Origin of the sequence: Salmonella sp. 2018103, from assembly GCF_026247685.1 — a bacterium.
GTDB lineage: Bacteria > Pseudomonadota > Gammaproteobacteria > Enterobacterales > Enterobacteriaceae > Salmonella > Salmonella enterica.
Window position 1 is genome coordinate 2,509,723 of record NZ_CP111029.1, and the last position, 22,450, is coordinate 2,532,172.

The 22,450-nt window shown below is 51.6% G+C and carries 20 protein-coding genes; 17 read left to right on the forward strand and 3 right to left on the reverse strand.

Annotation, left to right across the window (positions count from 1 at the left end; translation table 11 throughout):
* Window positions 1-214: 214 nt before the first annotated feature.
* Entirely contained in the window at window positions 215-1,162 is a 948-nt protein-coding gene (prs, locus tag OLG56_RS12200) for a ribose-phosphate diphosphokinase (RefSeq protein WP_001518537.1), read from the forward strand.
* 124 nt (window positions 1,163-1,286) lie between these two features.
* Window positions 1,287-2,972, forward strand: a complete 1,686-nt coding sequence (dauA, locus tag OLG56_RS12205; RefSeq protein ID WP_001037186.1) for a C4-dicarboxylic acid transporter DauA — start codon at window positions 1,287-1,289, stop codon at window positions 2,970-2,972.
* A 44-nt stretch (window positions 2,973-3,016) separates the two neighbouring features.
* On the opposite strand, the gene ychH is transcribed toward dauA, so the two are convergent.
* The gene (gene ychH, locus OLG56_RS12210) at window positions 3,017-3,295 is read right to left on the reverse strand and encodes a stress-induced protein YchH (protein WP_000823878.1); all 279 of its coding nucleotides are present in this window, start codon (window positions 3,293-3,295) and stop codon (window positions 3,017-3,019) included.
* A 275-nt stretch (window positions 3,296-3,570) separates the two neighbouring features.
* On the opposite strand from ychH, the gene pth reads away from it, so the two are divergent.
* The 3 genes from pth (at window position 3,571) to OLG56_RS12225 (ending at window position 7,017) form a co-directional block, all read left to right on the forward strand.
* The gene (gene pth, locus OLG56_RS12215) at window positions 3,571-4,155 is read left to right on the forward strand and encodes an aminoacyl-tRNA hydrolase (RefSeq protein ID WP_000985595.1); all 585 of its coding nucleotides are present in this window, start codon (window positions 3,571-3,573) and stop codon (window positions 4,153-4,155) included.
* Window positions 4,156-4,271: 116 nt separating this feature from the next.
* The gene (gene ychF, locus OLG56_RS12220) at window positions 4,272-5,363 is read left to right on the forward strand and encodes a redox-regulated ATPase YchF (RefSeq protein ID WP_000505850.1); all 1,092 of its coding nucleotides are present in this window, start codon (window positions 4,272-4,274) and stop codon (window positions 5,361-5,363) included.
* An 886-nt stretch (window positions 5,364-6,249) separates the two neighbouring features.
* Entirely contained in the window at window positions 6,250-7,017 is a 768-nt protein-coding gene (locus tag OLG56_RS12225) for a hypothetical protein (protein WP_061377493.1), read from the forward strand.
* Window positions 7,018-7,506: 489 nt separating this feature from the next.
* Here the strand turns inward: OLG56_RS12225 and OLG56_RS12230 are convergent, their stop codons facing one another.
* Window positions 7,507-8,772 carry a DUF4427 domain-containing protein gene (locus OLG56_RS12230; protein ID WP_061377494.1) on the reverse strand — a complete coding sequence of 422 codons (1,266 nt, stop codon included), beginning with the start codon at window positions 8,770-8,772 and terminating at the stop codon, window positions 7,507-7,509.
* 492 nt (window positions 8,773-9,264) lie between these two features.
* Between OLG56_RS12230 and hyaA the strand changes: the two genes are divergently transcribed.
* The 11 genes from hyaA to OLG56_RS12285 all read left to right on the forward strand — a co-directional run bounded on the left by hyaA (window position 9,265) and on the right by OLG56_RS12285 (window position 21,219).
* The gene (gene hyaA / locus OLG56_RS12235; protein WP_001058313.1) at window positions 9,265-10,383 is read left to right on the forward strand and encodes a hydrogenase 1 small subunit; all 1,119 of its coding nucleotides are present in this window, start codon (window positions 9,265-9,267) and stop codon (window positions 10,381-10,383) included.
* Window positions 10,380-12,173, forward strand: coding sequence for a Ni/Fe-hydrogenase large subunit (hyaB, locus tag OLG56_RS12240; RefSeq protein WP_000070982.1), 1,794 nt, complete (start codon window positions 10,380-10,382; stop codon window positions 12,171-12,173). The genes hyaA and hyaB overlap by 4 nt, the downstream gene beginning before the upstream one ends.
* Before the next feature lie 18 nt (window positions 12,174-12,191).
* Window positions 12,192-12,923, forward strand: coding sequence for a Ni/Fe-hydrogenase b-type cytochrome subunit (gene hyaC / locus OLG56_RS12245; protein WP_000147031.1), 732 nt, complete (start codon window positions 12,192-12,194; stop codon window positions 12,921-12,923).
* Entirely contained in the window at window positions 12,920-13,516 is a 597-nt protein-coding gene (gene hyaD / locus OLG56_RS12250) for a hydrogenase 1 maturation protease (protein ID WP_000993804.1), read from the forward strand. The genes hyaC and hyaD overlap by 4 nt, the downstream gene beginning before the upstream one ends.
* Window positions 13,506-13,910 (forward strand): hydrogenase-1 operon protein HyaE, encoded by a 405-nt coding sequence (gene hyaE / locus OLG56_RS12255; RefSeq protein WP_001262570.1) that lies wholly within the window; start codon window positions 13,506-13,508, stop codon window positions 13,908-13,910. The genes hyaD and hyaE overlap by 11 nt, the downstream gene beginning before the upstream one ends.
* Window positions 13,907-14,755 (forward strand): hydrogenase expression/formation protein, encoded by an 849-nt coding sequence (locus tag OLG56_RS12260; RefSeq protein ID WP_000063377.1) that lies wholly within the window; start codon window positions 13,907-13,909, stop codon window positions 14,753-14,755. The genes hyaE and OLG56_RS12260 overlap by 4 nt, the downstream gene beginning before the upstream one ends.
* A 74-nt stretch (window positions 14,756-14,829) precedes the next feature.
* Window positions 14,830-16,374 (forward strand): cytochrome bd-II oxidase subunit 1, encoded by a 1,545-nt coding sequence (gene appC, locus OLG56_RS12265; protein WP_000263615.1) that lies wholly within the window; start codon window positions 14,830-14,832, stop codon window positions 16,372-16,374.
* 11 nt (window positions 16,375-16,385) lie between these two features.
* Window positions 16,386-17,522, forward strand: a complete 1,137-nt coding sequence (gene appB, locus OLG56_RS12270) for a cytochrome d ubiquinol oxidase subunit II (RefSeq protein ID WP_000888110.1) — start codon at window positions 16,386-16,388, stop codon at window positions 17,520-17,522.
* Between the two features lie 12 nt (window positions 17,523-17,534).
* Window positions 17,535-17,624, forward strand: a complete 90-nt coding sequence (gene cbdX / locus OLG56_RS12275) for a cytochrome bd-II oxidase subunit CbdX (protein ID WP_000270306.1) — start codon at window positions 17,535-17,537, stop codon at window positions 17,622-17,624.
* A 394-nt stretch (window positions 17,625-18,018) separates the two neighbouring features.
* Window positions 18,019-19,293 (forward strand): Glu/Leu/Phe/Val family dehydrogenase, encoded by a 1,275-nt coding sequence (locus tag OLG56_RS12280; RefSeq protein ID WP_001519734.1) that lies wholly within the window; start codon window positions 18,019-18,021, stop codon window positions 19,291-19,293.
* A gap of 213 nt (window positions 19,294-19,506) precedes the next feature.
* Window positions 19,507-21,219, forward strand: a complete 1,713-nt coding sequence (locus tag OLG56_RS12285) for an alpha,alpha-trehalase (protein ID WP_000612835.1) — start codon at window positions 19,507-19,509, stop codon at window positions 21,217-21,219.
* Between the two features lie 61 nt (window positions 21,220-21,280).
* Here OLG56_RS12285 and OLG56_RS12290 read toward each other — a convergent pair whose 3' ends face one another.
* On the reverse strand, window positions 21,281-21,535 hold the full coding sequence (locus OLG56_RS12290) for a GlsB/YeaQ/YmgE family stress response membrane protein (RefSeq protein WP_000511323.1): 255 nt from the start codon (window positions 21,533-21,535) through the stop codon (window positions 21,281-21,283).
* 168 nt (window positions 21,536-21,703) lie between these two features.
* Here OLG56_RS12290 and ycgR point away from each other — a divergent pair, with 168 nt between their 5' ends.
* Complete coding sequence (gene ycgR / locus OLG56_RS12295; RefSeq protein ID WP_000017423.1) at window positions 21,704-22,438, forward strand: flagellar brake protein YcgR; 735 nt, start codon at window positions 21,704-21,706, stop codon at window positions 22,436-22,438.
* Window positions 22,439-22,450 lie beyond the last annotated feature (12 nt).

Below are 22,450 nucleotides of genomic sequence, written 5' to 3' on the forward strand. Positions count from 1 at the left end.
GCCGTATTTGACCGGTGTGAGGCATCGATACCAGCGCACATGAAACGTGAATGAAGACGAGTAAGCCGGGCAAGCTGAGCTTCGGTGACAACGTCACCTTGTTCCAGACGTTGCATCGCGCTCTTTAATACACCGCCTGGATAGGATTTTGCCTGGCCCGCACAGTTTTCGGCAAATCTTTTCCACCAATGGACGCATGCCTGAGGTTCTTCTCGTGCCTGATATGAAGCTTTTTGCTGGTAACGCCACCCCGGAACTAGCACAACGTATTGCCAACCGCCTGTACACTTCTCTCGGCGACGCCGCCGTAGGTCGCTTTAGCGACGGCGAAGTCAGCGTACAAATCAACGAAAATGTACGCGGTGGTGATATTTTCATCATCCAGTCCACTTGTGCCCCAACCAACGACAACCTGATGGAATTGGTCGTTATGGTTGATGCCCTGCGTCGTGCTTCCGCAGGTCGTATCACCGCCGTTATCCCCTACTTTGGCTATGCACGTCAGGACCGTCGCGTACGTTCCGCCCGTGTGCCGATTACCGCAAAAGTTGTCGCTGACTTCCTGTCCAGCGTCGGCGTTGACCGCGTTCTCACCGTAGATCTGCATGCTGAACAGATCCAGGGCTTCTTTGACGTTCCGGTTGATAACGTGTTCGGTAGCCCAATCCTGCTCGAAGATATGCTGCAACTGAATCTGGATAACCCGATCGTGGTTTCTCCGGATATTGGCGGCGTGGTTCGTGCCCGCGCTATCGCTAAGCTGCTGAACGATACCGATATGGCTATCATTGATAAACGTCGTCCGCGCGCGAACGTTTCTCAGGTGATGCACATCATCGGCGACGTCGCTGGCCGTGACTGCGTGCTGGTTGATGATATGATCGATACCGGCGGTACTCTGTGCAAAGCAGCAGAAGCATTGAAAGAACGTGGCGCTAAACGCGTGTTTGCCTACGCGACGCACCCGATCTTCTCAGGCAATGCGGCAAACAACCTGCGCAACTCCGTCATTGATGAAGTCGTTGTCTGCGACACCATTCCGCTGACCGACGAAATCAAAGCGCTGCCGAACGTGCGTACCTTGACCCTGTCAGGTATGCTGGCCGAAGCGATTCGCCGTATCAGCAACGAAGAATCGATTTCCGCCATGTTCGAGCATTGATCGAACCCGGATCTGAAACCCGCTGCGGCGGGTTTTTTTGTCTGTAACACCCTTTTGTATGACTTATGCCTCCTTCACCTGCCATTTAGTTGACAGATGATGCGCTCATGGATGAAACATTATTGTGAACAAATTATTTTCCTCACATGTGATGCCTTTCCGCGCTCTCATCGATGCTTGCTGGAAAGAAAAATATACCGCCTCCCGGTTCACCCGCGATGTGATAGCCGGGATCACCGTCGGGATTATTGCTATCCCGCTGGCGATGGCGCTGGCAATTGGCAGTGGTGTTGCGCCGCAGTATGGCCTCTATACCTCCGCTGTCGCCGGGATCGTGATCGCGCTAACCGGCGGCTCGCGCTTTAGCGTTTCCGGCCCTACCGCCGCGTTTGTGGTGATTTTGTATCCGGTATCGCAACAGTTTGGTCTGGCAGGCCTACTGGTCGCCACGCTGATGTCGGGCTTCTTCCTGATCCTTTTCGGCCTGGCGAGACTGGGGCGATTGATTGAATATATCCCGGTGTCGGTCACGTTGGGTTTTACCTCAGGGATTGGTATTACCATCGGTACCATGCAGATTAAAGATTTTCTTGGTCTGCAGATGGCCCATGTGCCAGAGCACTATTTGCAGAAAGTCGGCGCGCTGTTTATGGCGTTGCCCACCGTCAATATTGGCGATGCCGCCATTGGCGTGGTGACGCTGGGAACGTTGATTTTCTGGCCGCGTCTCGGTATTCGTCTGCCGGGACATCTTCCCGCGCTGCTGGCCGGTTGCGCCGTGATGGGGATCGTTAATCTGCTGGGCGGTAATGTCGCGACTATCGGTTCACAGTTCCATTACGTTCTGGCTGACGGCACCCAGGGCAACGGCATCCCGCAGCTCCTGCCGCAACTGATGCTGCCGTGGAGTCTTCCTGGCTCCGATTTCACGCTAAGCTGGGATTCACTGCGCGCGCTGCTGCCAGCGGCCTTCTCGATGGCAATGCTGGGGGCAATCGAATCATTGCTCTGCGCCGTCGTGCTGGACGGCATGACCGGCACCAAACATAAAGCTAACAGCGAACTTATCGGCCAGGGGCTGGGGAATATGGTCGCGCCGTTCTTTGGCGGCATCACCGCCACCGCCGCGATTGCCCGCTCTGCCGCCAACGTCCGCGCTGGCGCGACCTCTCCCGTCTCAGCGGTAATTCACGCTATCCTGGTTATTCTGGCACTACTGGTCTTAGCCCCGCTACTCTCCTGGCTGCCGCTTTCCGCGATGGCGGCGCTACTGCTGATGGTGGCATGGAATATGAGTGAAGCCCATAAAGTGGTGGATCTGTTACGCCATGCGCCGAAAGACGACATCATCGTTATGCTGCTGTGCATGTCATTAACGGTTCTGTTTGATATGGTCATCGCCATCAGCGTGGGGATTGTCCTTGCTTCCCTGCTGTTTATGCGCCGTATTGCGCGAATGACTCGACTTGCGCCGGTCAATGTCGATGTGCCTGATGATGTGCTGGTGCTGCGTGTTATCGGTCCGCTCTTTTTCGCCGCGGCGGAAGGGCTGTTTACCGACCTTGAGTCACGTATTAAGGGCAAACGTATCGTCGTTCTGAAATGGGACGCAGTACCAGTGCTGGATGCAGGCGGGCTTGATGCTTTTCAGCGTTTTGTGAAGCGTCTGCCGGAGGGTTGCGAATTGCGTATCAGTAACCTGGAGTTCCAACCGCTGCGCACAATGGCGCGTGCCGGTATCAAACCTATTCCCGGGCGTCTGACCTTCTTCCCGAACAGGACGGAGGCGTTAGCGGATTTACTCAGTTAATGGACAATGCCCGGTGGCGATAACGCTTACCGGGCCTAAACCGGTTAGCTATGACGACGATTGTCGTTACGGCGGCAACGTTTGTCATAATGACGTACCCACCAATATTTGTCGCTCACCTGCTCATGCCCCCCTACACGAGCCCCCGCCAGCCAAAGAACTGCACCGACAAAAATGCTCAGTATTGCGCCATGCGCAAAAAATTGCGGCAAATTAAACTGCGGCAGTTGGTTTAAAATAGAGTAACCCACGCCGACAACCATCACGACCAGCCCCAACCCCATCAGCACGTTACCGAATAACGAAGCGTTTTTGCGTTTCATATGTCACCTCCGGAACTTTTGGGTTGTTTTTAGGAAATCCCCCTAAACTTTATGTGTAAAGTATAGACAACACTTTCGTTTGTAAGTGCGGCTGTGATCACAAATGTAAAGTTTCATTTAACAAAACTTTACAAATAACACACTGAACAGTTTACATTTTTAATAATCAATGCTGGCAATTATTTAATTTACTTCAGAGTGTCGCTGTGTTTTGTCAAGCGGGCAGACAGACAGTAAACTACGCGCCAGTTATGGATCTACTCAGGACAAAAAACGTGGCAATTAAATTGATTGTTGGTCTGGCGAATCCCGGCGCGGAATATGCCGCGACGCGACACAATGCAGGCGCATGGTACGTCGATTTACTGGCGGAGCGCCTGCGTGCGCCATTGCGTGAAGAGCCTAAATTCTTTGGCTATACCTCACGCATCACGCTGGAAGGGGAAGATGTTCGCCTGCTGGTACCCACCACGTTCATGAACCTCAGTGGTAAAGCAGTTGGCGCAATGGCCAGTTTTTACCGTATTCAGCCGGACGAAATTCTGGTCGCTCACGACGAGTTGGATCTCCCTCCGGGCGTCGCGAAATTTAAACTTGGCGGCGGCCACGGCGGCCACAATGGTCTGAAAGACATCATCAGCAAGCTGGGCAATAATCCCAACTTTCACCGCTTGCGCGTTGGAATTGGTCATCCAGGCGATAAAAATAAAGTTGTTGGTTTCGTGCTGGGTAAACCCCCTGTTTCTGAACAAAAATTAATTGATGAGGCCATTGACGAAGCGGCACGCTGTACGGAATTGTGGTTCAAAGAGGGTCTGGCCAAAGCAACAAGCCGTTTGCATACCTTTAAGGCGCAATAACCAGTGATGTGCGGCATTTTTGCCGCACGCCGTGTATAATAGGCGAAGTTATTTCCATTTCTGCAATCTGTTTTCTATAACAGGTTGATTATTAAGATATTAAGGTGAGTTAAATCATGGGATTCAAATGCGGTATCGTCGGTCTGCCCAACGTCGGGAAATCCACCCTGTTCAACGCGCTGACAAAAGCCGGTATTGAAGCGGCAAACTTTCCGTTCTGCACTATCGAACCGAATACCGGTGTCGTGCCGATGCCCGATCCGCGTCTGGACCAGTTGGCTGAGATTGTTAAACCGCAACGCATTCTACCAACCACGATGGAGTTCGTGGATATCGCCGGTCTGGTAAAAGGCGCGTCCAAAGGCGAAGGGTTGGGTAACCAGTTCCTGACCAATATCCGTGAAACCGAAGCTATCGGTCACGTGGTTCGCTGCTTTGAGAACGACAATATCATCCACGTGGCGGGTAAAGTAAATCCGGCAGAAGATATTGATGTTATCAATACCGAACTGGCGCTGGCTGACCTCGATACCTGCGAGCGCGCTATCCATCGCGTACAGAAGAAAGCCAAAGGCGGCGATAAAGACGCCAAAGCGGAACTGGCCGCGCTGGAAAAATGCCTGCCGCACCTGGCCGAAGCGGGGATGCTGCGTTCGCTGGACCTGACGGACGAAGATAAAGCGGCTATCCGTTATTTAAGCTTCCTGACGCTGAAGCCGACGATGTATATCGCTAACGTCAATGAAGACGGTTTTGAAAATAACCCGTATCTCGACCAGGTTCGCGAAATCGCCGCCAAAGAAGGTTCGGTCGTGGTTCCGGTGTGTGCCGCCGTCGAAGCTGATATTGCTGAGCTGGATGATGACGAGCGCGACGAATTTATGGCTGAACTGGGTCTGGAAGAACCGGGGCTGAACCGCGTTATTCGCGCAGGTTATCGCCTGCTGAACCTCCAGACCTACTTTACCGCCGGGGTGAAAGAAGTTCGCGCATGGACCATTCCGGTTGGAGCAACCGCGCCGCAGGCGGCAGGTAAAATCCATACCGACTTCGAAAAAGGCTTTATCCGCGCCCAAACTATCGCCTTTGACGACTTTATTACCTATAAAGGTGAACAAGGCGCGAAAGAAGCCGGTAAGATGCGAGCGGAAGGCAAAGATTACATCGTTAAAGATGGCGATATAATGAACTTCCTGTTCAACGTCTAAATAAAATTTGTTGTCTCATGAGGTTTCACTGAATCTCATAACAACGGTAAAACTCTATAAAATCCACGCAATTGCGTGGATTTTTCATTTCATAGTATCTCAGATGAGAGCGTAGAAACGCGGCTAAAAATGAGCATTCCGGTGAATACAATAAGCAGCTATTTTCACGCGTGATAAGTCCGCCCACTCAAATTAGCTGAGCATCCAGAAGCTCACTACAGTTAACGTTTTCAAAATGGCAGTGAATTGTCTGAATGACTGGTTCCAGAACAGATAGACTCGTCACCAACGACTACATAATTTAGGAAACAATGTTCACGAATTGTATATCTACACCAAAAAGATACGATATTTTCTATCAATGGAATATCTATGAGGTGAATTTTTACCACCATTATCACCCATATTATAAATATTAGGAACTTCAGTATCGGTAGATTTCTAAAAGCACCTTCTAACAGGCTTCAAAACGGTGTCCGCCCCTGCATTCTTTAGGGCCCCGAAGAATTTACTGTCCGTTGAAAGGGAAATTTCATTCGATTTTCGTATATCAGCATTGGTAAATATTAATATTTGGTCACGAATTTAACAACCAACCATAATAGCTATCACAGCGTTGCGAAACCATAAAGTATTTTAAACATATCATTTATAACTATTCAGATTGATATTATTCATCAATTTTATGCAAGCTGAGAATAGATTAATTCAAGCAATCTAATCACCACTGAGTGCAGATTAACGATAATTATATTGATTATTATCAAGCTACAGTAATATCCTGTGGTAAACTGCATATGTTCATTATAATGTATCATAAAAGAACATTTCATTTTTCAGCTAAATTTTACTACAAGGTTTAAACATCTAAGCTTAAGGAGCACATATGCCAAGAGGACTAATCTCAGGCCGAGACTATTCGGAATGCGATATCTTTGACCATACTTTATATCCAAGAATGAAGGAGGAACCTCTTCTTAATGAAGATGACTGTATTGTTGTCCCTGTAAGAAATGAGATTACTCCCCATTTCAGAAGAGTAGGAAATCCATCTTTCGGCAAGAGGTTAGGTAGAGCCGAAGATAATCCAACTCACGATAATTGCGTAAATTATTTATATGATGAGTTAAATGATAAAAATATTGAAGCTGTTAAGTTCTCTACATATGTTTTTGCAGAGGATCGAACATATGAAGAGCAAGTAATTTTTAGTCCGCTGAAAGATAGTGATTTTGGGTGGTATAAAGAAAAGGACGCACGTATTGCATTTCATGAGGATTCTTATATTCAACCCGATATTGGAGGAAGGGATAGAAACAAATTTTTCCCCCACTCAGCCTATCCAAACATTATCATTGAAGTAATTCGTACTCACTACCCAGAAAGGGATACCTTTCAGAAACTCCTTGAGCTTTCAAAAACAAATCACCACGTTTATTTTTATTTTATAGATGAAGGAAACAAAAAATCAAAACTAAATAGTCTTTCTATTAAAAATGGCATATTGACATTAAGAGTATCTCACTATCTAATTGGTGGTCAACTCTATAAGAATGGTAATTGCTATGCGCCAAAAGGTGAGGATGAATCTTTCGAGCACTGGTATCAATATCTTGAAAATAGTTATTTTACAAATGCTATGGAAAGAGCTTAACAAGTTCAGACAGCATTTTATGATGCATAAAAGAGTATGAAAAGTGCCTGTTATCAGAGGTTACTAGTAATTCTCTGTAACTGCCTGCTTTCTTGAAGGTGATCGTTCAGACGGTCACCAAACTCCGATAATAAAATGGTTCTTCGCCAGCACTCCAGAGCAACATACTCCATTTTTCGACGCATCCTTGATCGCCGGATAAATAATCTAGCCTCCGTCAGAAATACTTTGCGTTTCTCAAAGGCTGTCCATAGCGATTCGACAGCGCCTATAGCTTTTAAGGGCTTTAGCAACTTTCGTAGCGAGCCGCAGAATTTTAATTCATCCACAAGCTGCCTGACTCTGTTGTTGGAATACACATATCAAAAACAGACAGATGTGCAATTTTAATTACAGTCTATTTTATAATAGCCTCTAATGTCTTTCATTCATCTGTAAAATCAATGCGTTAAATTAACGCGGAGCTAACAGGGTAAGTTCTTTTCTTAATTACCAGTCGACATTCACTGTATGATTATAAAAAGGATGCTGATCCTTTAGCGGCGTCTCATAACTTGGGATCGCATCATAATGATCTTTTCCCTGAACGGAATACCCTCCCGCTTCGATATCAAAACGATGTTTGAGCCATCCCGCAACATGACTTGCGAAAGCTTGTTTCCTTCTTAATGGCCAATCAACAGAAGCCAAATTAACATCTAATAAGTACCGCCCTTCTTTATTAACCTTGATCATTCCAGCCTGCAGTAACGCCCGTACCACCTGGGATTGGTTATCATGAATCCAGACCCAGGCATTTCCAAATTCCATTGCATAGCTATCATTTAGAAAATCTTTTTTTGAATATAATTCACTTACATAATCATTGATAGAGTCAGCATAATTTTTTACTTTAGATGCAGATAAATCAAAAAAAGCTTCAAATCCGAAAGTATTATCATTAATACAAGTCAGTAACGCGCCCGGTTCCGAGAGCTGGGTCCATGATTGTAAACTCTCTACAGCTATAATGAATTTGAAAGTATTTCTTCCAATGATACCCCGGTCAATTAAAGTTAAAATATCGTGAGCTACGGTAGGAATATCTTCTACAAATGGGACGATTATTCCCGCACCACTTATTTCGCTTGATTTAAAATCAAACCCTGGGGTGCTTTCAATGTTTTCCGGAATACCATACTCTTTAATATGATTAAGGAAATTTTTAATATCGCCACGATATGGCCATCGCCATTCGCGTTCATGTGTCCAGTCAATCTTACCTGGAACATAAGTAACATATCTATATTGTTCAATCAAAGGAAGAGCCGTTTCATCAAGAATACGTTCCCCGTTTCTGCCTTGCGAGCATCGAGCATTGTTATGCTCATCCAACCCATATATGACTGGCCTTGCCCCATAATTAAACATTTGCTCTTTAGGTAAAACGATTGCATATAAACCGATTTTTTCTTTTCGTTCTAATCGGCGAACACCAGTTTCTAAATAAGCTGCAATCGGCATATCTGTAAAGCATACCACCGGGGAGTCACCATATACGGTTCGTTGCCCATTTCGGTATGACCAGGACGAGAAAATTTTATGACTGCGTAAAGATAATCGAAGTAAATATTTAGCATCAATGAAACATGCGTGGTGCTGATTATTAAAACCACAGTGTTCAGGCAAATAAATATGGCTACCGGTCTCTAAATCAACGTCCCGAAAAAAATGAATCAAATAATCGGACAAGTCAAATCTGATGTTATTTTTCATGGGACGCCCTCTTTCAAACGGTCTCTTTTTTGCATTCCTTTAAAACCAGCATCACTATTTTATATAAAAATCTTCACGAAGTATGCTTCTTTTAACGATGACATCAAATCCTCCCTCCTTTTGCGTCAACTTACGTATCCTGAAATGGCGAGACCAGGCTAAATCTACCCGAGGTCACTCGCTGAAACCTCATCCTGGAACAAGCTCAACCGTCCTTCCCCGCCACGGCCCTTTCGCCGAAAAACCGATAATGGGTATAAATATACCGCTATAAGCTATACCCACACACTTCACATTGTTTCTTATCGTTAATCCGATACGCTTTTTTCACATTATTTCTGGCGATATACGCCGGTGCAAAGTGAATCGGGCTCGTTTCCGCGCTCGCGCGTAACACAATGATTTGCCTTGCTGGCGGAACGTCAACGGACCCGCAAAAGCGCCTTATGCCCCTGGCGGAGCGTGGTGCAAAAAGGAGAAAAAATACGCGTTATGAATAACGAGGAGACCTTTTATCAAGCCATGCGTCGTAAGGGAGTGACCCGACGCAGCTTTCTCAAATTCTGTAGCCTTGCCGCCACATCGCTGGGACTGGGCGCCGGAATGACGCCAAAGATCGCCTGGGCGCTGGAGAATAAACCGCGGATTCCGGTGGTCTGGATTCATGGACTGGAATGCACCTGCTGTACCGAATCCTTTATCCGTTCCTCGCACCCGCTAGCCAAAGATGTGATCCTCTCGCTGATTTCCCTCGATTATGACGACACCCTGATGGCCGCCGCCGGCGCACAGGCCGAAGAAGTCTTTGACGATATTACCACTCGCTACGCTGGGAAATACATTCTGGCGGTGGAAGGCAATCCACCGTTAGGAGAACAAGGGATGTTCTGTATCAGCGGCGGTCGCCCGTTTATTGAAAAACTGAAGAAAGCCGCCGCGGGCGCCAGCGCTATTATTGCCTGGGGAAACTGCGCTTCCTGGGGTTGCGTCCAGGCCGCCCGCCCCAATCCGACCCAGGCAACGCCTATCGATAAAGTGATCACCGACAAGCCGATCGTGAAGGTCCCTGGATGTCCGCCAATCCCGGATGTCATGAGCGCCATTATCACCTATATGGTGACGTTTGATCGTCTGCCGGAACTCGATCGCATGGGCCGTCCACTAATGTTCTACGGTCAGCGTATCCACGATAAATGCTACCGCCGCGCCCATTTTGACGCCGGTGAGTTTGTCGAGAGCTGGGATGATGACGCCGCCCGCAAGGGATACTGCCTGTACAAGATGGGCTGTAAAGGACCAACCACCTATAACGCCTGCTCCTCCACACGCTGGAATGACGGCGTCTCCTTTCCTATCCAGTCCGGTCACGGATGTCTGGGATGTTCAGAAAATGGTTTCTGGGATCGCGGCTCGTTTTATAGCCGCGTGGTGGATATTCCCCAGATGGGTACCCATTCAACCGCCGATACGGTGGGGCTGACCGCGCTGGGCGTGGTCGCGGCGGGCGTTAGCGGTCACGCTGTCGCCAGCGCGCTCAACCAACGTAAACGCCACAAACAACAGTTAGCGCAAGCCGAACAACAGCCGGACAATGAGGATAAACAGGCATGAGTAACCAGTATCAAACCCAGGGTTATACCGTTAACGACGCCGGCCGTCGTCTGATCGTGGACCCGATTACCCGCATCGAAGGGCATATGCGCTGCGAAGTGAACATTGATGAGCAAAACGTCATTACCAATGCCGTTTCCTGCGGCACAATGTTCCGCGGGCTGGAGATCATTCTGCAAGGCCGTGACCCGCGTGACGCCTGGGCGTTTGTTGAACGTATTTGTGGTGTCTGTACCGGGGTACATGCTCTGGCATCGGTGTACGCTATCGAAGATGCGATTGGTATCCAGGTGCCGGATAACGCCAATATTATACGTAACATCATGCTGGCTACGTTGTGGTGTCACGATCATCTGGTCCATTTTTATCAGTTAGCCGGTATGGACTGGATTGATGTTCTGAATGCGCTGAAAGCCGATCCGCGCGCCACCTCGCAGTTGGCGCAAAGCCTTTCCGCCTGGCCGATGTCATCGCCGGGCTACTTCTTTGACGTACAAAATCGATTAAAGAAATTTGTCGATGGCGGTCAGCTTGGGATATTCCGTAACGGCTATTGGGGACATCCACAGTACAAACTGTCGCCAGAGGCTAATCTGATGGGTTTTGCCCACTATCTTGAAGCCCTCGACTTCCAGCGCGAGATCGTCAAAATCCATACCATATTTGGCGGTAAGAACCCCCATCCTAACTGGATCGTCGGCGGGATGCCGTGCGCGATCAATCTCGATCAAAGCGGCGCGGTCGGGGCTATCAATATGGAGCGCCTCAACCTGGTGCAGTCGATCATCACCCGCACCGCCGACTTCATTAACAACGTGATGGTTCCGGACGCGCTGGCTATCGGCCAGTTCAATAAAGCATGGAGTCAAATTGGCACCGGTCTGTCGGATAAATGCGTGCTGAGTTACGGCGCATTTCCGGACATTGCCAACGACTTCAGCCAGCAAAGCCTGTTAATGCCGGGCGGCGCGGTGGTCAATGGCGATTTTAAAAATGTCATGCCGGTAGATTTGGCCGATCCGCAGCAGATACAGGAGTTTGTGGATCACGCCTGGTACCGCTATCCGGACGATCGGCTGGGTCGTCATCCTTTTGACGGCATTACCGATCCCTGGTACAACCCGGGTGATGTCAAAGGCAGCGATACGCATATCCAGCAGCTCAATGAGCAGGAACGTTACTCCTGGATTAAAGCGCCGCGCTGGCGGGGTCATGCCATGGAAGTCGGCCCGCTTGCCCGAACGCTTATCGCGTACCACAAAGGGGATGCCGCCACCATAGAGTCGGTAGATCGCATGATGTCCGCCCTTAAACTGCCGCTCTCCGGTATCCAGTCTACGCTTGGTCGTATTTTATGCCGCGCGCACGAAGCGCAATGGGCCGTCGGTAAGCTGCAGTATTTTTTCGACAGGCTTATGACCAACCTGAAAAACGGCGACCTGGCCACCGCCAATACCGAGAAATGGGAACCGGCCAGTTGGCCGCAGCACTGCCGCGGCATCGGTTTTACCGAGGCGCCTCGCGGAGCGTTGGGACACTGGGCGTCAATACGCGATCAGAAGATTGAACTCTATCAGTGCGTGGTTCCCACCACCTGGAACGCCAGCCCGCGCGATCCTAAAAAACAGATCGGCGCCTATGAAGCGGCATTGATGGGAACGCAAATGGCGATTCCCGACCAACCGTTAGAAATCCTGAGGACGCTGCACAGCTTCGACCCCTGCCTCGCCTGTTCAACCCACGTGCTCGGCGACGACGGCAGCGAACTGATTGCCGTCCAGGTACGCTAAGCGTTAAGGAAAAGAACGATGACTGGAAAGCTATCTCCACGCGTCGGGGAGGCGCGTGATACTGCCGTCAGCCACTATGTGTTTGAAGCGCCGGTACGCCTGTGGCACTGGCTAACGGTGGCCTGCATGTTGGTACTGATGGTAACAGGCTACTTCATTGGCCGACCGCTGCCGTCGGTGAGTGGCGAGGCGACCTATCTGTTTTACATGGGCTATATCCGGCTGATCCACTTTGCCGCCGCGATGATCTTTACCGTGTTACTGCTGGGGCGAATTTATTGGGCCTGTGTCGGCAACCGCTATTCGCGAGAGCTGTTTATCGTCCCGGTCTGGCGTCGCAGTTGGTGGCAAGGCGCTTTCTCCGTGGTCCGCTGGTATCTGTTTCTGGAGAAAAAACCGGGGAGCGACATCGGACATAACCCTGTCGCGCAGGCCGCGATGTTCGGCTATTTCCTGTTATCGGTATTTATGATCCTCACCGGTTTCGCTCTGTTTGGCGAGCATAGCCAGTACGCCATCTTTGCGCCGTTCCGCTATGTAGTTGAATTTTTCTACTGGACCGGCGGCAACTCCATCGATATTCACAGTTGGCACCGACTGGGCATGTGGCTGATCGCCGCCTTCATCGTCGGGCACGTTTACCTCGCTATCCGGGAAGACATTATGTCCGACGATACGGTGATCTCCACCATGATCAATGGCTATCGCAGCCACAAATTCCCCAAACCGCACGACAAGGAGCCCTCATGAATGCGCAACGCGTAGTGGTGATGGGGTTAGGAAACCTGCTGTGGGCCGATGAAGGATTCGGTATCCGGGTCGCGGAGCGTTTGTATGCCCGATATCACTGGCCTGAAGAGGTAGAAATTGTGGACGGCGGTACGCAAGGGCTAAACCTGTTAGGTTATGTAGAGCAAGCCAGCCATCTCCTGCTCCTTGACGCGATCGATTATGGCCTGGCGCCGGGCAGCCTGCGAACCTATGCCGGCGAGAAAATCCCCGCGTATCTCAGCGCCAAAAAAATGAGCCTGCATCAAAACAGTTTTTCCGAAGTTCTGGCGCTGGCCGACATCCGCGGGCATCTGCCCTGTCACATTGCGCTGGTCGGCCTGCAACCGGCGCTACTGGACGACTACGGCGGTAGCCTGAGCGAAATAGCTCGCAGCCAGCTACCGGCGGCGGAACAGGCCGCCCTGGAGCAACTGGCCGCCTGGGGGATCGTACCGCAGGCAAACGAGGTCGCACGCTGCCTGAACTATAAATGCCTGTCGATGGAAAATTATGAGGGAGTGCGCATACGTCAGTATCAGACACGTCTGGAGGGCAAAAGAAGTGGCGAATGACACCCCGTTCTCTGCGCTATGGCAACGCCTGTTAACCCGGGGATGGCAACCGGTAGAGGCTTCCACGGTAGACGACTGGATCAAACTGGTTGGAGATGGCGTCATCCTGTTAAGTAGCGATCCGCGGCGTACGCCGGAAGTCAGCGATAACCCGGTGATGATTGCCGAACTCCTGCGTGAGTTCCCGCAGTTTGACTGGCAGGTGGCGGTGGCCGACCTTGAACAAAGCGAAGCTATCGGCGATCGCTTTAATGTTCGTCGGTTTCCGGCGACGTTGGTTTTTACAGACGGCGAGTTACGCGGCGCGCTCAGCGGCATTCATCCCTGGGCTGAACTGCTCACGCTGATGCGTTCGATGGTTGACACTCCCGCAGCGCAGGAGACAGCACAATGAGCAACGCCTTTTTTCATCTGCTGGGGCCAGGTACGCAGCCTGATGACGCCAGTTTCTCGATGAATCCCTTACCGCTCACCTGTCAGGTCAATGGCGACCCAAGTATGGCGGCGCTGGAGCGCTGCGCTCACAGCCCGGCGGTAATGGCATTGTTGACCGATCTGCGAGGTCAGCTTGCCCGGCGCATTCCGGAAGTCGGCGACGTGCTGGGATGGGAGTTATCTCCCCTGAATGCCGATGATCTCTCATTCCTCAATACGCTATTGGGCGAAGGCGAAGTCTCGGTACGCATTCAGCATCCGGACGGGAGTGAAAGCGAGATCCAGGAGACCATCTTCTGCGGCCTGTGGCGGGTACGCCATCTGCATAACCGACGTCTGCTGACGGATCGTCTGGAAGCAGGTAGCGCGCCCCTGACATTATGGCAAGCGGCTACCGCCGATACGCTGCCTGACGACTCTCTACTGCCTCCGCCTGTCGCTGGCCTGATGAATGGACTGCCGCTGGCCCATGAATTATTGGCGCACGTACGCGATCCGGCGTTGCAACCTCACAGCATCAATTTGACCCAACTGCCGCTCAGCGAGGCCGATCGTCTTTTTCTGGCGCGTTTATGCGGACACGGGAACATCCAGATTCGCATCTCCGGGTATGGCGAAAGCCAAATCAACGCCACAGCATTGCGCCATCTCTGGCATGTGCGCTGTCTGGACGCCCTTAAAGGGCCGTTGCTCGATAGCTATGAGATTTGTCCTTTGCCGGAGCTGGTACTGGCGGCCCCGGAAGATCTGGCCGATTCGCGCCAGCGCCTGGATGAAGTCTGCCGATGGCTGGAGACGCGCTAACGCTCTCAACAGGAACGTCACCGGTGTCCGGTACTGATTAGCTTTTTACTCTCTTTCTGCCTACAGGAGTTAGCATGTGGGATGTCATTGACTTATCGCGCTGGCAGTTTGCGCTGACCGCGCTGTATCACTTTTTATTTGTTCCTCTTACGCTTGGGCTGATTTTTTTGCTGGCCGTCATGGAGACGATCTATGTGGTGACGGGGAAAACCGTCTACCGCGATATGACGCGTTTCTGGGGCAAGCTCTTCGGGATCAATTTTGCTCTCGGTGTGGCTACCGGCCTGACCATGGAGTTTCAGTTCGGGACTAACTGGTCGCTCTATTCCAACTATGTGGGCGATATTTTCGGCGCGCCGCTGGCGATGGAAGCGTTACTGGCCTTCTTTCTCGAATCCACTTTTGTCGGCCTGTTCTTTTTCGGCTGGCAGCGGCTGAATAAATACCAACACCTGCTGGTCACCTGGCTGGTGGCCTTCGGCTCCAATATTTCAGCATTATGGATTCTGAATGCCAATGGCTGGATGCAGTATCCTACCGGCGCTCATTTCAACATCGATACGTTACGGATGGAAATGAGCAGCTTCAGCGATCTGGTCTTTAACCCGGTGAGCCAGGTGAAATTCGTCCATACCGTCATGTCCGGTTATGTCACCGGCGCCATGTTTATTATGTCCATCAGCGCCTGGTATCTGCTACGTGGCCGCGAGCGTGAAGTGGCCTTGCGCTCGTTTGCTATCGGCTCAGTATTCGGCACCCTGGCCATTCTGGGAACCCTGCAACTGGGGGACAGTTCGGCCTACGAGGTCGCCCAAATTCAGCCGGTGAAACTGGCGGCGATGGAAGGCGAATGGCAAACCGAACCCGCGCCCGCGCCGTTTCATCTGATTGCCTGGCCGCAGCAGGAACAGGAGCGTAATGCGTTTGCCGTGAAGATCCCCGCTCTGCTGGGTATTCTGGCCACCCATTCGCTGGATACGCCGGTTCCGGGGTTAAAAAACCTGATGGACGACACTCTGCCGCGCCTGAAGCGTGGCCGGGAGGCCTGGCTACTCATGCAGGAGATAGCGCAAGGCAATCGCTCGCCGCAGGTACTGAATGCGTTTCACGCCGTTGAGGGCGATCTGGGGTACGGCATTCTGCTGGCGAAATATGCCCCGGATATGAACCATGTGACGCCGGAGCAGTATCGTGCGGCCCAGCGTGGCGCTATTCCTCAGGTGGCGCCGGTGTTCTGGAGTTTCCGTATTATGGTCGGCTGCGGTTCGCTGCTGTTAGTGGTGATGTTGATTGCGTTGATACAGACGCTACGAATGCGTATCGACCAGCATCGCTGGGTATTGCGTATGACGCTCTGGAGCCTGCCGTTACCGTGGATTGCCATTGAAGCCGGTTGGTTTATGACGGAGTTTGGCCGTCAGCCCTGGGCGATTCAGGACATTCTGCCGACCTGGTACGCTCACTCCGCGCTGACGCCGGGCCAGTTGGCCTTCTCAATGGGACTTATCCTCGGACTTTACACCCTGTTTTTAATCGCGGAAGTCTATCTGATGCAGAAGTACGCGCGTCTTGGGCCGAGCGCCATGCAACATCAACAACAAGCGCAACAACAGGGATAAAGGAGACAATCATGTTGGATTATGAAACGTTGCGGTTCATTTGGTGGCTGCTGATCGGCGTTATCCTGGTGGCATTTATGGTAACTGACGGGTTTGATATGGGTGTCGGTTGCCTGCTCCCGCTGATAGCGCGCAACGATGACGAACGCCGGGTGTTGATCAATAGCGTCGGCGCCCACTGGGAAGGAAACCAGGTATGGTTGATTCTCGCGGGCGGGGCATTATTCGCCGCCTGGCCACGGGTCTATGCCGCCGCGTTTTCCGGTTTTTATGTGGCGATGATCCTGGTGCTGTGTGCCCTCTTCTTTCGCCCGCTGGCCTTTGATTATCGGGGAAAAATCGCCAATGCCCGCTGGCGCGCGCTGTGGGATACCGGTCTGGTTATCGGCAGCCTGGTTCCCCCAGTCGTATTCGGTATCGCGTTCGGCAACCTGTTTTTAGGCGTGCCGTTTGCCTTCACGCCGCAGCTTCATGTTGACTATTTTGGCACCTTCTGGCAGTTACTCTCGCCCTTTGCCCTACTGTGTGGATTATTGAGTCTGTCGTTGGTGATTATGCAAGGAGGCGTCTGGTTACAGTTGAAAACGGAGGGCGTTATTCGTCAACGGGCTCTGTCGGCCACCCGCCACAGCGCGCTGCTGATCGTGATCTGCTTCCTGCTGGCCGGTTACTGGCTGTGGGCCGGCGTTGATGGCTTTGTCTTACTCACGCAAGATGCCAACGGCCCTTCCAATCCGCTCTTAAAAGGCGTGGCGATACTCCCTGGCGCATGGATGAACCACTTTATACGCTCGCCGCTACTGCTCATCATCCCGTTGCTCGGTATGATCCTGCCGATTCTGGCTTTCTATGCCTGCCTTCGCGGTCAGACTATTCGTGGATTTCTGTTCGCTTCCCTGACCCAGGCCTGCGTCATCTTTACCGCCGGCATAACGCTATTTCCTTTTGTGATGCCGTCGAGTGTTAGTCCTCTCTCCAGCCTGACGGTGTGGGACAGCACCTCCAGCCAGATGACGCTCGAAATCATGCTGGTGATTGTGCTGATTTTTCTGCCGATCGTACTGCTCTATACGCTGTGGAGCTATTACAAAATGTTGGGGCGTATCAACCTGGAGACCCTCCGCCGCAACGATCATGAACTTTATTAGGGAGCGGAAGCGATGTGGTATTTACTGTGGTTTGTCGGCATTCTGCTGATGTGCTCACTGTCGACACTGGTGTTGGTATGGCTTGAGTCGCGTCAACAATAAAGAGGTAAACCGGGGTCAGCGCCGTCTGACTCCGGTTATTTTTATCTTTTTACGCGCCTGGTGAAGACGTTTCCCCGCCGACAGGACGACATAACATTGATACATGTCGTTATCATAATGTTTACTTTTAGAGGTGCGTCATAATTATGACAAATAGCCGCCTTGCACATATTACGCATATTTAAGCAATTAATTGCATAATTAGCGATATATCACCTCTTATATAGGATAGTTAACCACTTCCCATCCAAAATCATAACGAAAATCCAACTGCCTGCCATTTTTGATCTGAGTTAATTGTTTAAAAAAGTGTTAAATTTATCGCTACATGGTGTGATCTACTATGTACCACGGTCAATTAAAGAACATATTACTTTTATCACTAAGGTTTATCATGGATAAGTTATCTTACGCTTCAGATAGCAGCACATCTGCCTGGAATACCTACCTGCAACAAATCGAGCGTGTGGCCCCTTATCTGGGCGAGTTATCCCCCTGGGTGGATACTCTGCGCCACCCAAAACGCGCTCTGATCGTCGATATTCCGGTACAAATGGATGATGGCACTATTCGTCATTTCGAAGGATATCGCGTGCAGCACAACCTCTCCCGAGGTCCGGGTAAAGGCGGTGTTCGCTACCATCCTGACGTTGATCTCAATGAAGTGATGGCCCTGTCAGCATGGATGACCATCAAATGTGCCGCGCTGAATCTGCCGTACGGCGGCGCCAAAGGCGGCATCCGCGTCGATCCGTTCTCGCTGTCGGAAGGTGAACTGGAGCGTTTGACCCGCCGCTATACCAGCGAGATCGGCATTATCATCGGGCCGCAGAAAGATATTCCTGCGCCGGATGTCGGCACCAACGGTAAAGTGATGGCCTGGATGATGGATACGTATTCCATGAATCATGGCACGACGGTCACTGGCGTCGTCACCGGTAAGCCTATCCATCTTGGCGGTTCGCTGGGCCGTGAAAAAGCGACGGGGCGCGGCGTTTTCGTCAGCGGGCTGGAAGCCGCGCGTCGGGCGAATATCGCCGTTGAAGGCGCTCGCGTTGCGGTTCAGGGTTTTGGTAACGTCGGCAGCGAAGCCGCGCGTCTGTTTGCAGGCGCTGGCGCCCGTGTCGTGGCGATTCAGGATCATACCGCAACGCTGTTTAACGCCACCGGTATTGACATGAAGGCGCTCACGGCATGGCAGACAGAACACAAACAGATAGCCGGTTTCCCGGGCGCGGAAACTATCGCCAGCGATGCGTTCTGGCGTCTGGAGATGGATATTCTGATCCCGGCGGCGCTTGAAGGCCAGATAACTCGTCAGCGCGCGGAAGCCCTGACGTGTAAGCTGGTGCTGGAAGGGGCTAACGGCCCGACCTATCCGGATGCTGATGATGTTCTGGCCAGCCGTGGTATCCTTGTGGTGCCTGACGTGGTCTGTAACGCAGGCGGCGTAACCGTCAGCTACTTCGAATGGGTACAAGATATGGCCAGCTTCTTCTGGAGCGAAGAAGAGATCAACGCGCGCATGGACAAAATCATGACCGACGCGATCGTCCATGTCTGGGAGAAAGCGACTGAGAAATCCTGTTCTCTGCGCACCGCAGCCTATATTGTCGCCTGTGAGCGCATTCTGCTGGCCCGTAAAGATCGCGGTATCTATCCAGGTTAAGGCGACAAATCATTGCGCTAAAATCCACGTCCCGGCGTGGATTTTTTGTCTGTATACCCCGTTTTCCACGCGCGCGCCGATAAATTCTGTCTCAATAAAATGTCTGTTTGTTCGCAAAATAGCGGTTCAATCACGCGTATCTGGTCATCGTAGACTAAGGTTTTGTCATGGTAAATGCCGTTGGCTTTGGCTCACCGCTAAGGAGATAACTTGATGATACCCCCAGAGATTCGCCGTTCTGTTCTACTGCAGAAAGCCATAAAACTGGCGCTGGCAGGGACGCTGCTGACGTTTGCATCGTTTTCGGCGACTGCCGCAGACCCGTCTTCCGACACTGAAACTCCGCAGCCGCCGGATATTTTGCTTGGCCCGCTCTTTAATGATGTCCAGAATGCAAAACTCTTCCCCGACCAGAAAACCTTTGCTGACGCCATACCTAATAGCGATCCGCTCATGATTCTTGCGGATTATCGTATGCAGCGGAACCAGTCCGGCTTCGATTTGCGTCATTTTGTTGATGTTAACTTCACCCTGCCGAAAGCGGGTGAAAAATATGTCCCACCTGCCGGGCAGTCATTGCGTGAACATATTGATGGCCTGTGGCCGGTGCTGACCCGTTCAACTAAAAACGTCGAAAAGTGGGACTCGCTCTTGCCGTTGCCTGAATCCTATGTCGTGCCGGGTGGGCGATTCAGAGAGATTTACTACTGGGACAGCTATTTTACGATGCTGGGGCTGGCGGAAAGCGGGCACTGGGATAAAGTGGCGGATATGGTGGCGAACTTTGGTTACGAAATTGACGCCTGGGGGCATATTCCCAACGGCAACCGTACCTACTACCTGAGTCGTTCGCAGCCGCCTTTCTTTGCGTTTATGGTTGAGTTACTGGCGCAACATGAAGGTGACGATGCGCTGAAAGAATACCTGCCGCAACTGCAAAAAGAGTACGCCTACTGGATGGAGGGCGTTGAGACATTGCAGCCAGGGCAACAAAACCAACGCGTCGTCAAACTGGAAGACGGTAGCGTTCTCAACCGCTACTGGGACGATCGGGATACGCCCCGCCCTGAATCCTGGGTTGAAGATATCGCTACCGCCAAAAGCAACCCCAACCGCCCGGCAACGGAGATCTATCGGGACCTCCGCTCTGCCGCCGCCTCCGGCTGGGATTTCAGCTCCCGCTGGATGGATAATCCGCAGCAGCTCAGTACCATTCGTACCACCACGATTGTCCCTGTCGATCTTAACGCTCTGCTGTATCAGCTGGAGAAGACCCTCGCCCGCGCCAGCGCTGCGGCGGGCGATCGGGCCAAAGCCTCGCAATATGACGCGCTGGCCAACGCGCGGCAAAAAGCCATTGAAATGCATCTGTGGAATAACAAAGAGGGTTGGTATGCCGACTACGATCTGCAGAACAATAAAATCCGCAACCAACTCACCGCTGCCGCGCTGTTCCCGCTCTATGTAAACGCCGCCGCGAAAGATCGCGCCGCGAAAGTGGCGGCGGCGGCCCAGGCGCATCTGCTACAGCCTGGCGGGCTGGCTACCACCTCGGTTAAAAGCGGACAGCAGTGGGATGCGCCAAACGGCTGGGCGCCGTTACAATGGGTCGCTGCCGAAGGATTGCAAAATTATGGGCAGGATGACGTGGCAATGGAAGTCACCTGGCGCTTTTTAACCAATGTGCAGCACACCTACGATCGCGAGAAAAAACTGGTCGAAAAATATGATGTCAGCAGTACCGGAACCGGCGGTGGCGGCGGCGAATATCCCCTTCAGGACGGCTTTGGCTGGACCAACGGCGTGACGCTGAAAATGCTCGATCTGATTTGTCCGCAGGAAAAACCGTGTGATAGCGTACCGTCTACTCGTCCGGCATCGTTAAGCGCAACGCCGACAAAAACGCCGTCTGCAGCGACGCAGTAACGCGTGTTTATAGTAGGTTGACCCGGTGCTGACCGGGTCAACGCTTAAACGTTTGCAGCGGTTAGCCGCGTCGCAGAAGGCGGAAAATCACCAGCACCACGATCGCGCCCACCACGGCGACCAGGAAACTGTGCAGATTAAAGCCGCTGATACTGCCGCCAATACCAAACATCGTCGCCAGCCATCCGCCAACGACCGCCCCGACGATACCGAGAATACAGGTCAGGATAAATCCCCCACCATCGCGCCCCGGCATAAGCAATTTGGCGATAACGCCGGCAATCAAACCAAAAACAATCCAGGCGATAATTCCCATTTGCAAACCCTCTTTCCAGTAAAAACGTTTTAAGTATAGGCAAAGTCGAGCGTCGCATTTCTGAACACTGATTTATCTCGCGGACATAAAAATTTATTTATCGCTATTAAGTTCTTTCTACCGATGCCGATAACCCAACGATAGTCTGCGTATCAGGGGTTATTTCGTGTGAGTGGTTACAATGAGCAGTTCCTGAAAAAAAATCCATTAGCGATATTAGGCGTGCTACGGGATTTAAATAAAAATCAGGTTCCACTGCGTATTTCATGGGCGCATGGTCAATTCATCAGTAAAATTTTGGCGGTAGACCCGGAAAAACTCATCGTAGATTACGGCAGCCAGGAATATGAAAATAGCGCCGTATTACGTGCCGGGCAGGTAGCCATTATCGCAGAAACGCAGGGCGCAAAAGTCGAGTTCACGTTGCCGCAACTCGTTACAGGTGAATATCAGCGGCTGCCGGCCTTTATCACGCCCCTGCCGTCGTCACTGTGGTTTGTCCAGCGCCGGGAGTATTTTCGCATTGGCGCGCCGCTGTATCCGCCTTATTACGGCGTCACCACGCTACCGGACACCCGTACGTTACGTTTTCGCCTGTTTGATCTTTCCCTGGGCGGCATGGGCGCGCTACTGGAATCCGCCATCCCCGACGGGCTAACAGAAGGCGCGCGCTTTTCGCAGGTTGAACTGAACATGGGGCAATGGGGGATTTTTCACGTTGACGCCCAGCTTATCGCCATCAGCGAGCGTAAGGTGATTGATGGGAAAAATGAAACGATCACCACTCCCCGCCTGAGCTTTCGTTTCCTTAACGTTAGCCCGGCGGTGGAGCGGGAGTTGCAGCGGATTATTTTTTCGCTTGAGCGCGAGGCCCGAGAAAGAGCGAATAAAGTGCGAGAATAATCTTCATGCTAA

Excerpts from the sequence above, each read along its gene's own strand:
- OLG56_RS12285 (WP_000612835.1), top strand. The coding sequence starts at position 19,507 with ATGATACCCCCAGAGATTCGCCGTTCTGTTCTACTGCAGAAAGCCATA.
- ychF (WP_000505850.1), top strand. The coding sequence starts at position 4,272 with ATGGGATTCAAATGCGGTATCGTCGGTCTGCCCAACGTCGGGAAATCC.
- OLG56_RS12290 (WP_000511323.1), bottom strand. The coding sequence starts at position 21,535 with ATGGGAATTATCGCCTGGATTGTTTTTGGTTTGATTGCCGGCGTTATC.
- OLG56_RS12230 (WP_061377494.1), bottom strand. The coding sequence starts at position 8,772 with ATGAAAAATAACATCAGATTTGACTTGTCCGATTATTTGATTCATTTT.
- hyaB (WP_000070982.1), top strand. The coding sequence starts at position 10,380 with ATGAGTAACCAGTATCAAACCCAGGGTTATACCGTTAACGACGCCGGC.
- cbdX (WP_000270306.1), top strand. The coding sequence starts at position 17,535 with ATGTGGTATTTACTGTGGTTTGTCGGCATTCTGCTGATGTGCTCACTG.
- OLG56_RS12225 (WP_061377493.1), top strand. The coding sequence starts at position 6,250 with ATGCCAAGAGGACTAATCTCAGGCCGAGACTATTCGGAATGCGATATC.
- hyaA (WP_001058313.1), top strand. The coding sequence starts at position 9,265 with ATGAATAACGAGGAGACCTTTTATCAAGCCATGCGTCGTAAGGGAGTG.
- hyaC (WP_000147031.1), top strand. The coding sequence starts at position 12,192 with ATGACTGGAAAGCTATCTCCACGCGTCGGGGAGGCGCGTGATACTGCC.
- hyaD (WP_000993804.1), top strand. The coding sequence starts at position 12,920 with ATGAATGCGCAACGCGTAGTGGTGATGGGGTTAGGAAACCTGCTGTGG.
- OLG56_RS12260 (WP_000063377.1), top strand. The coding sequence starts at position 13,907 with ATGAGCAACGCCTTTTTTCATCTGCTGGGGCCAGGTACGCAGCCTGAT.
- ychH (WP_000823878.1), bottom strand. The coding sequence starts at position 3,295 with ATGAAACGCAAAAACGCTTCGTTATTCGGTAACGTGCTGATGGGGTTG.
- appC (WP_000263615.1), top strand. The coding sequence starts at position 14,830 with ATGTGGGATGTCATTGACTTATCGCGCTGGCAGTTTGCGCTGACCGCG.
- OLG56_RS12280 (WP_001519734.1), top strand. The coding sequence starts at position 18,019 with ATGGATAAGTTATCTTACGCTTCAGATAGCAGCACATCTGCCTGGAAT.
- appB (WP_000888110.1), top strand. The coding sequence starts at position 16,386 with ATGTTGGATTATGAAACGTTGCGGTTCATTTGGTGGCTGCTGATCGGC.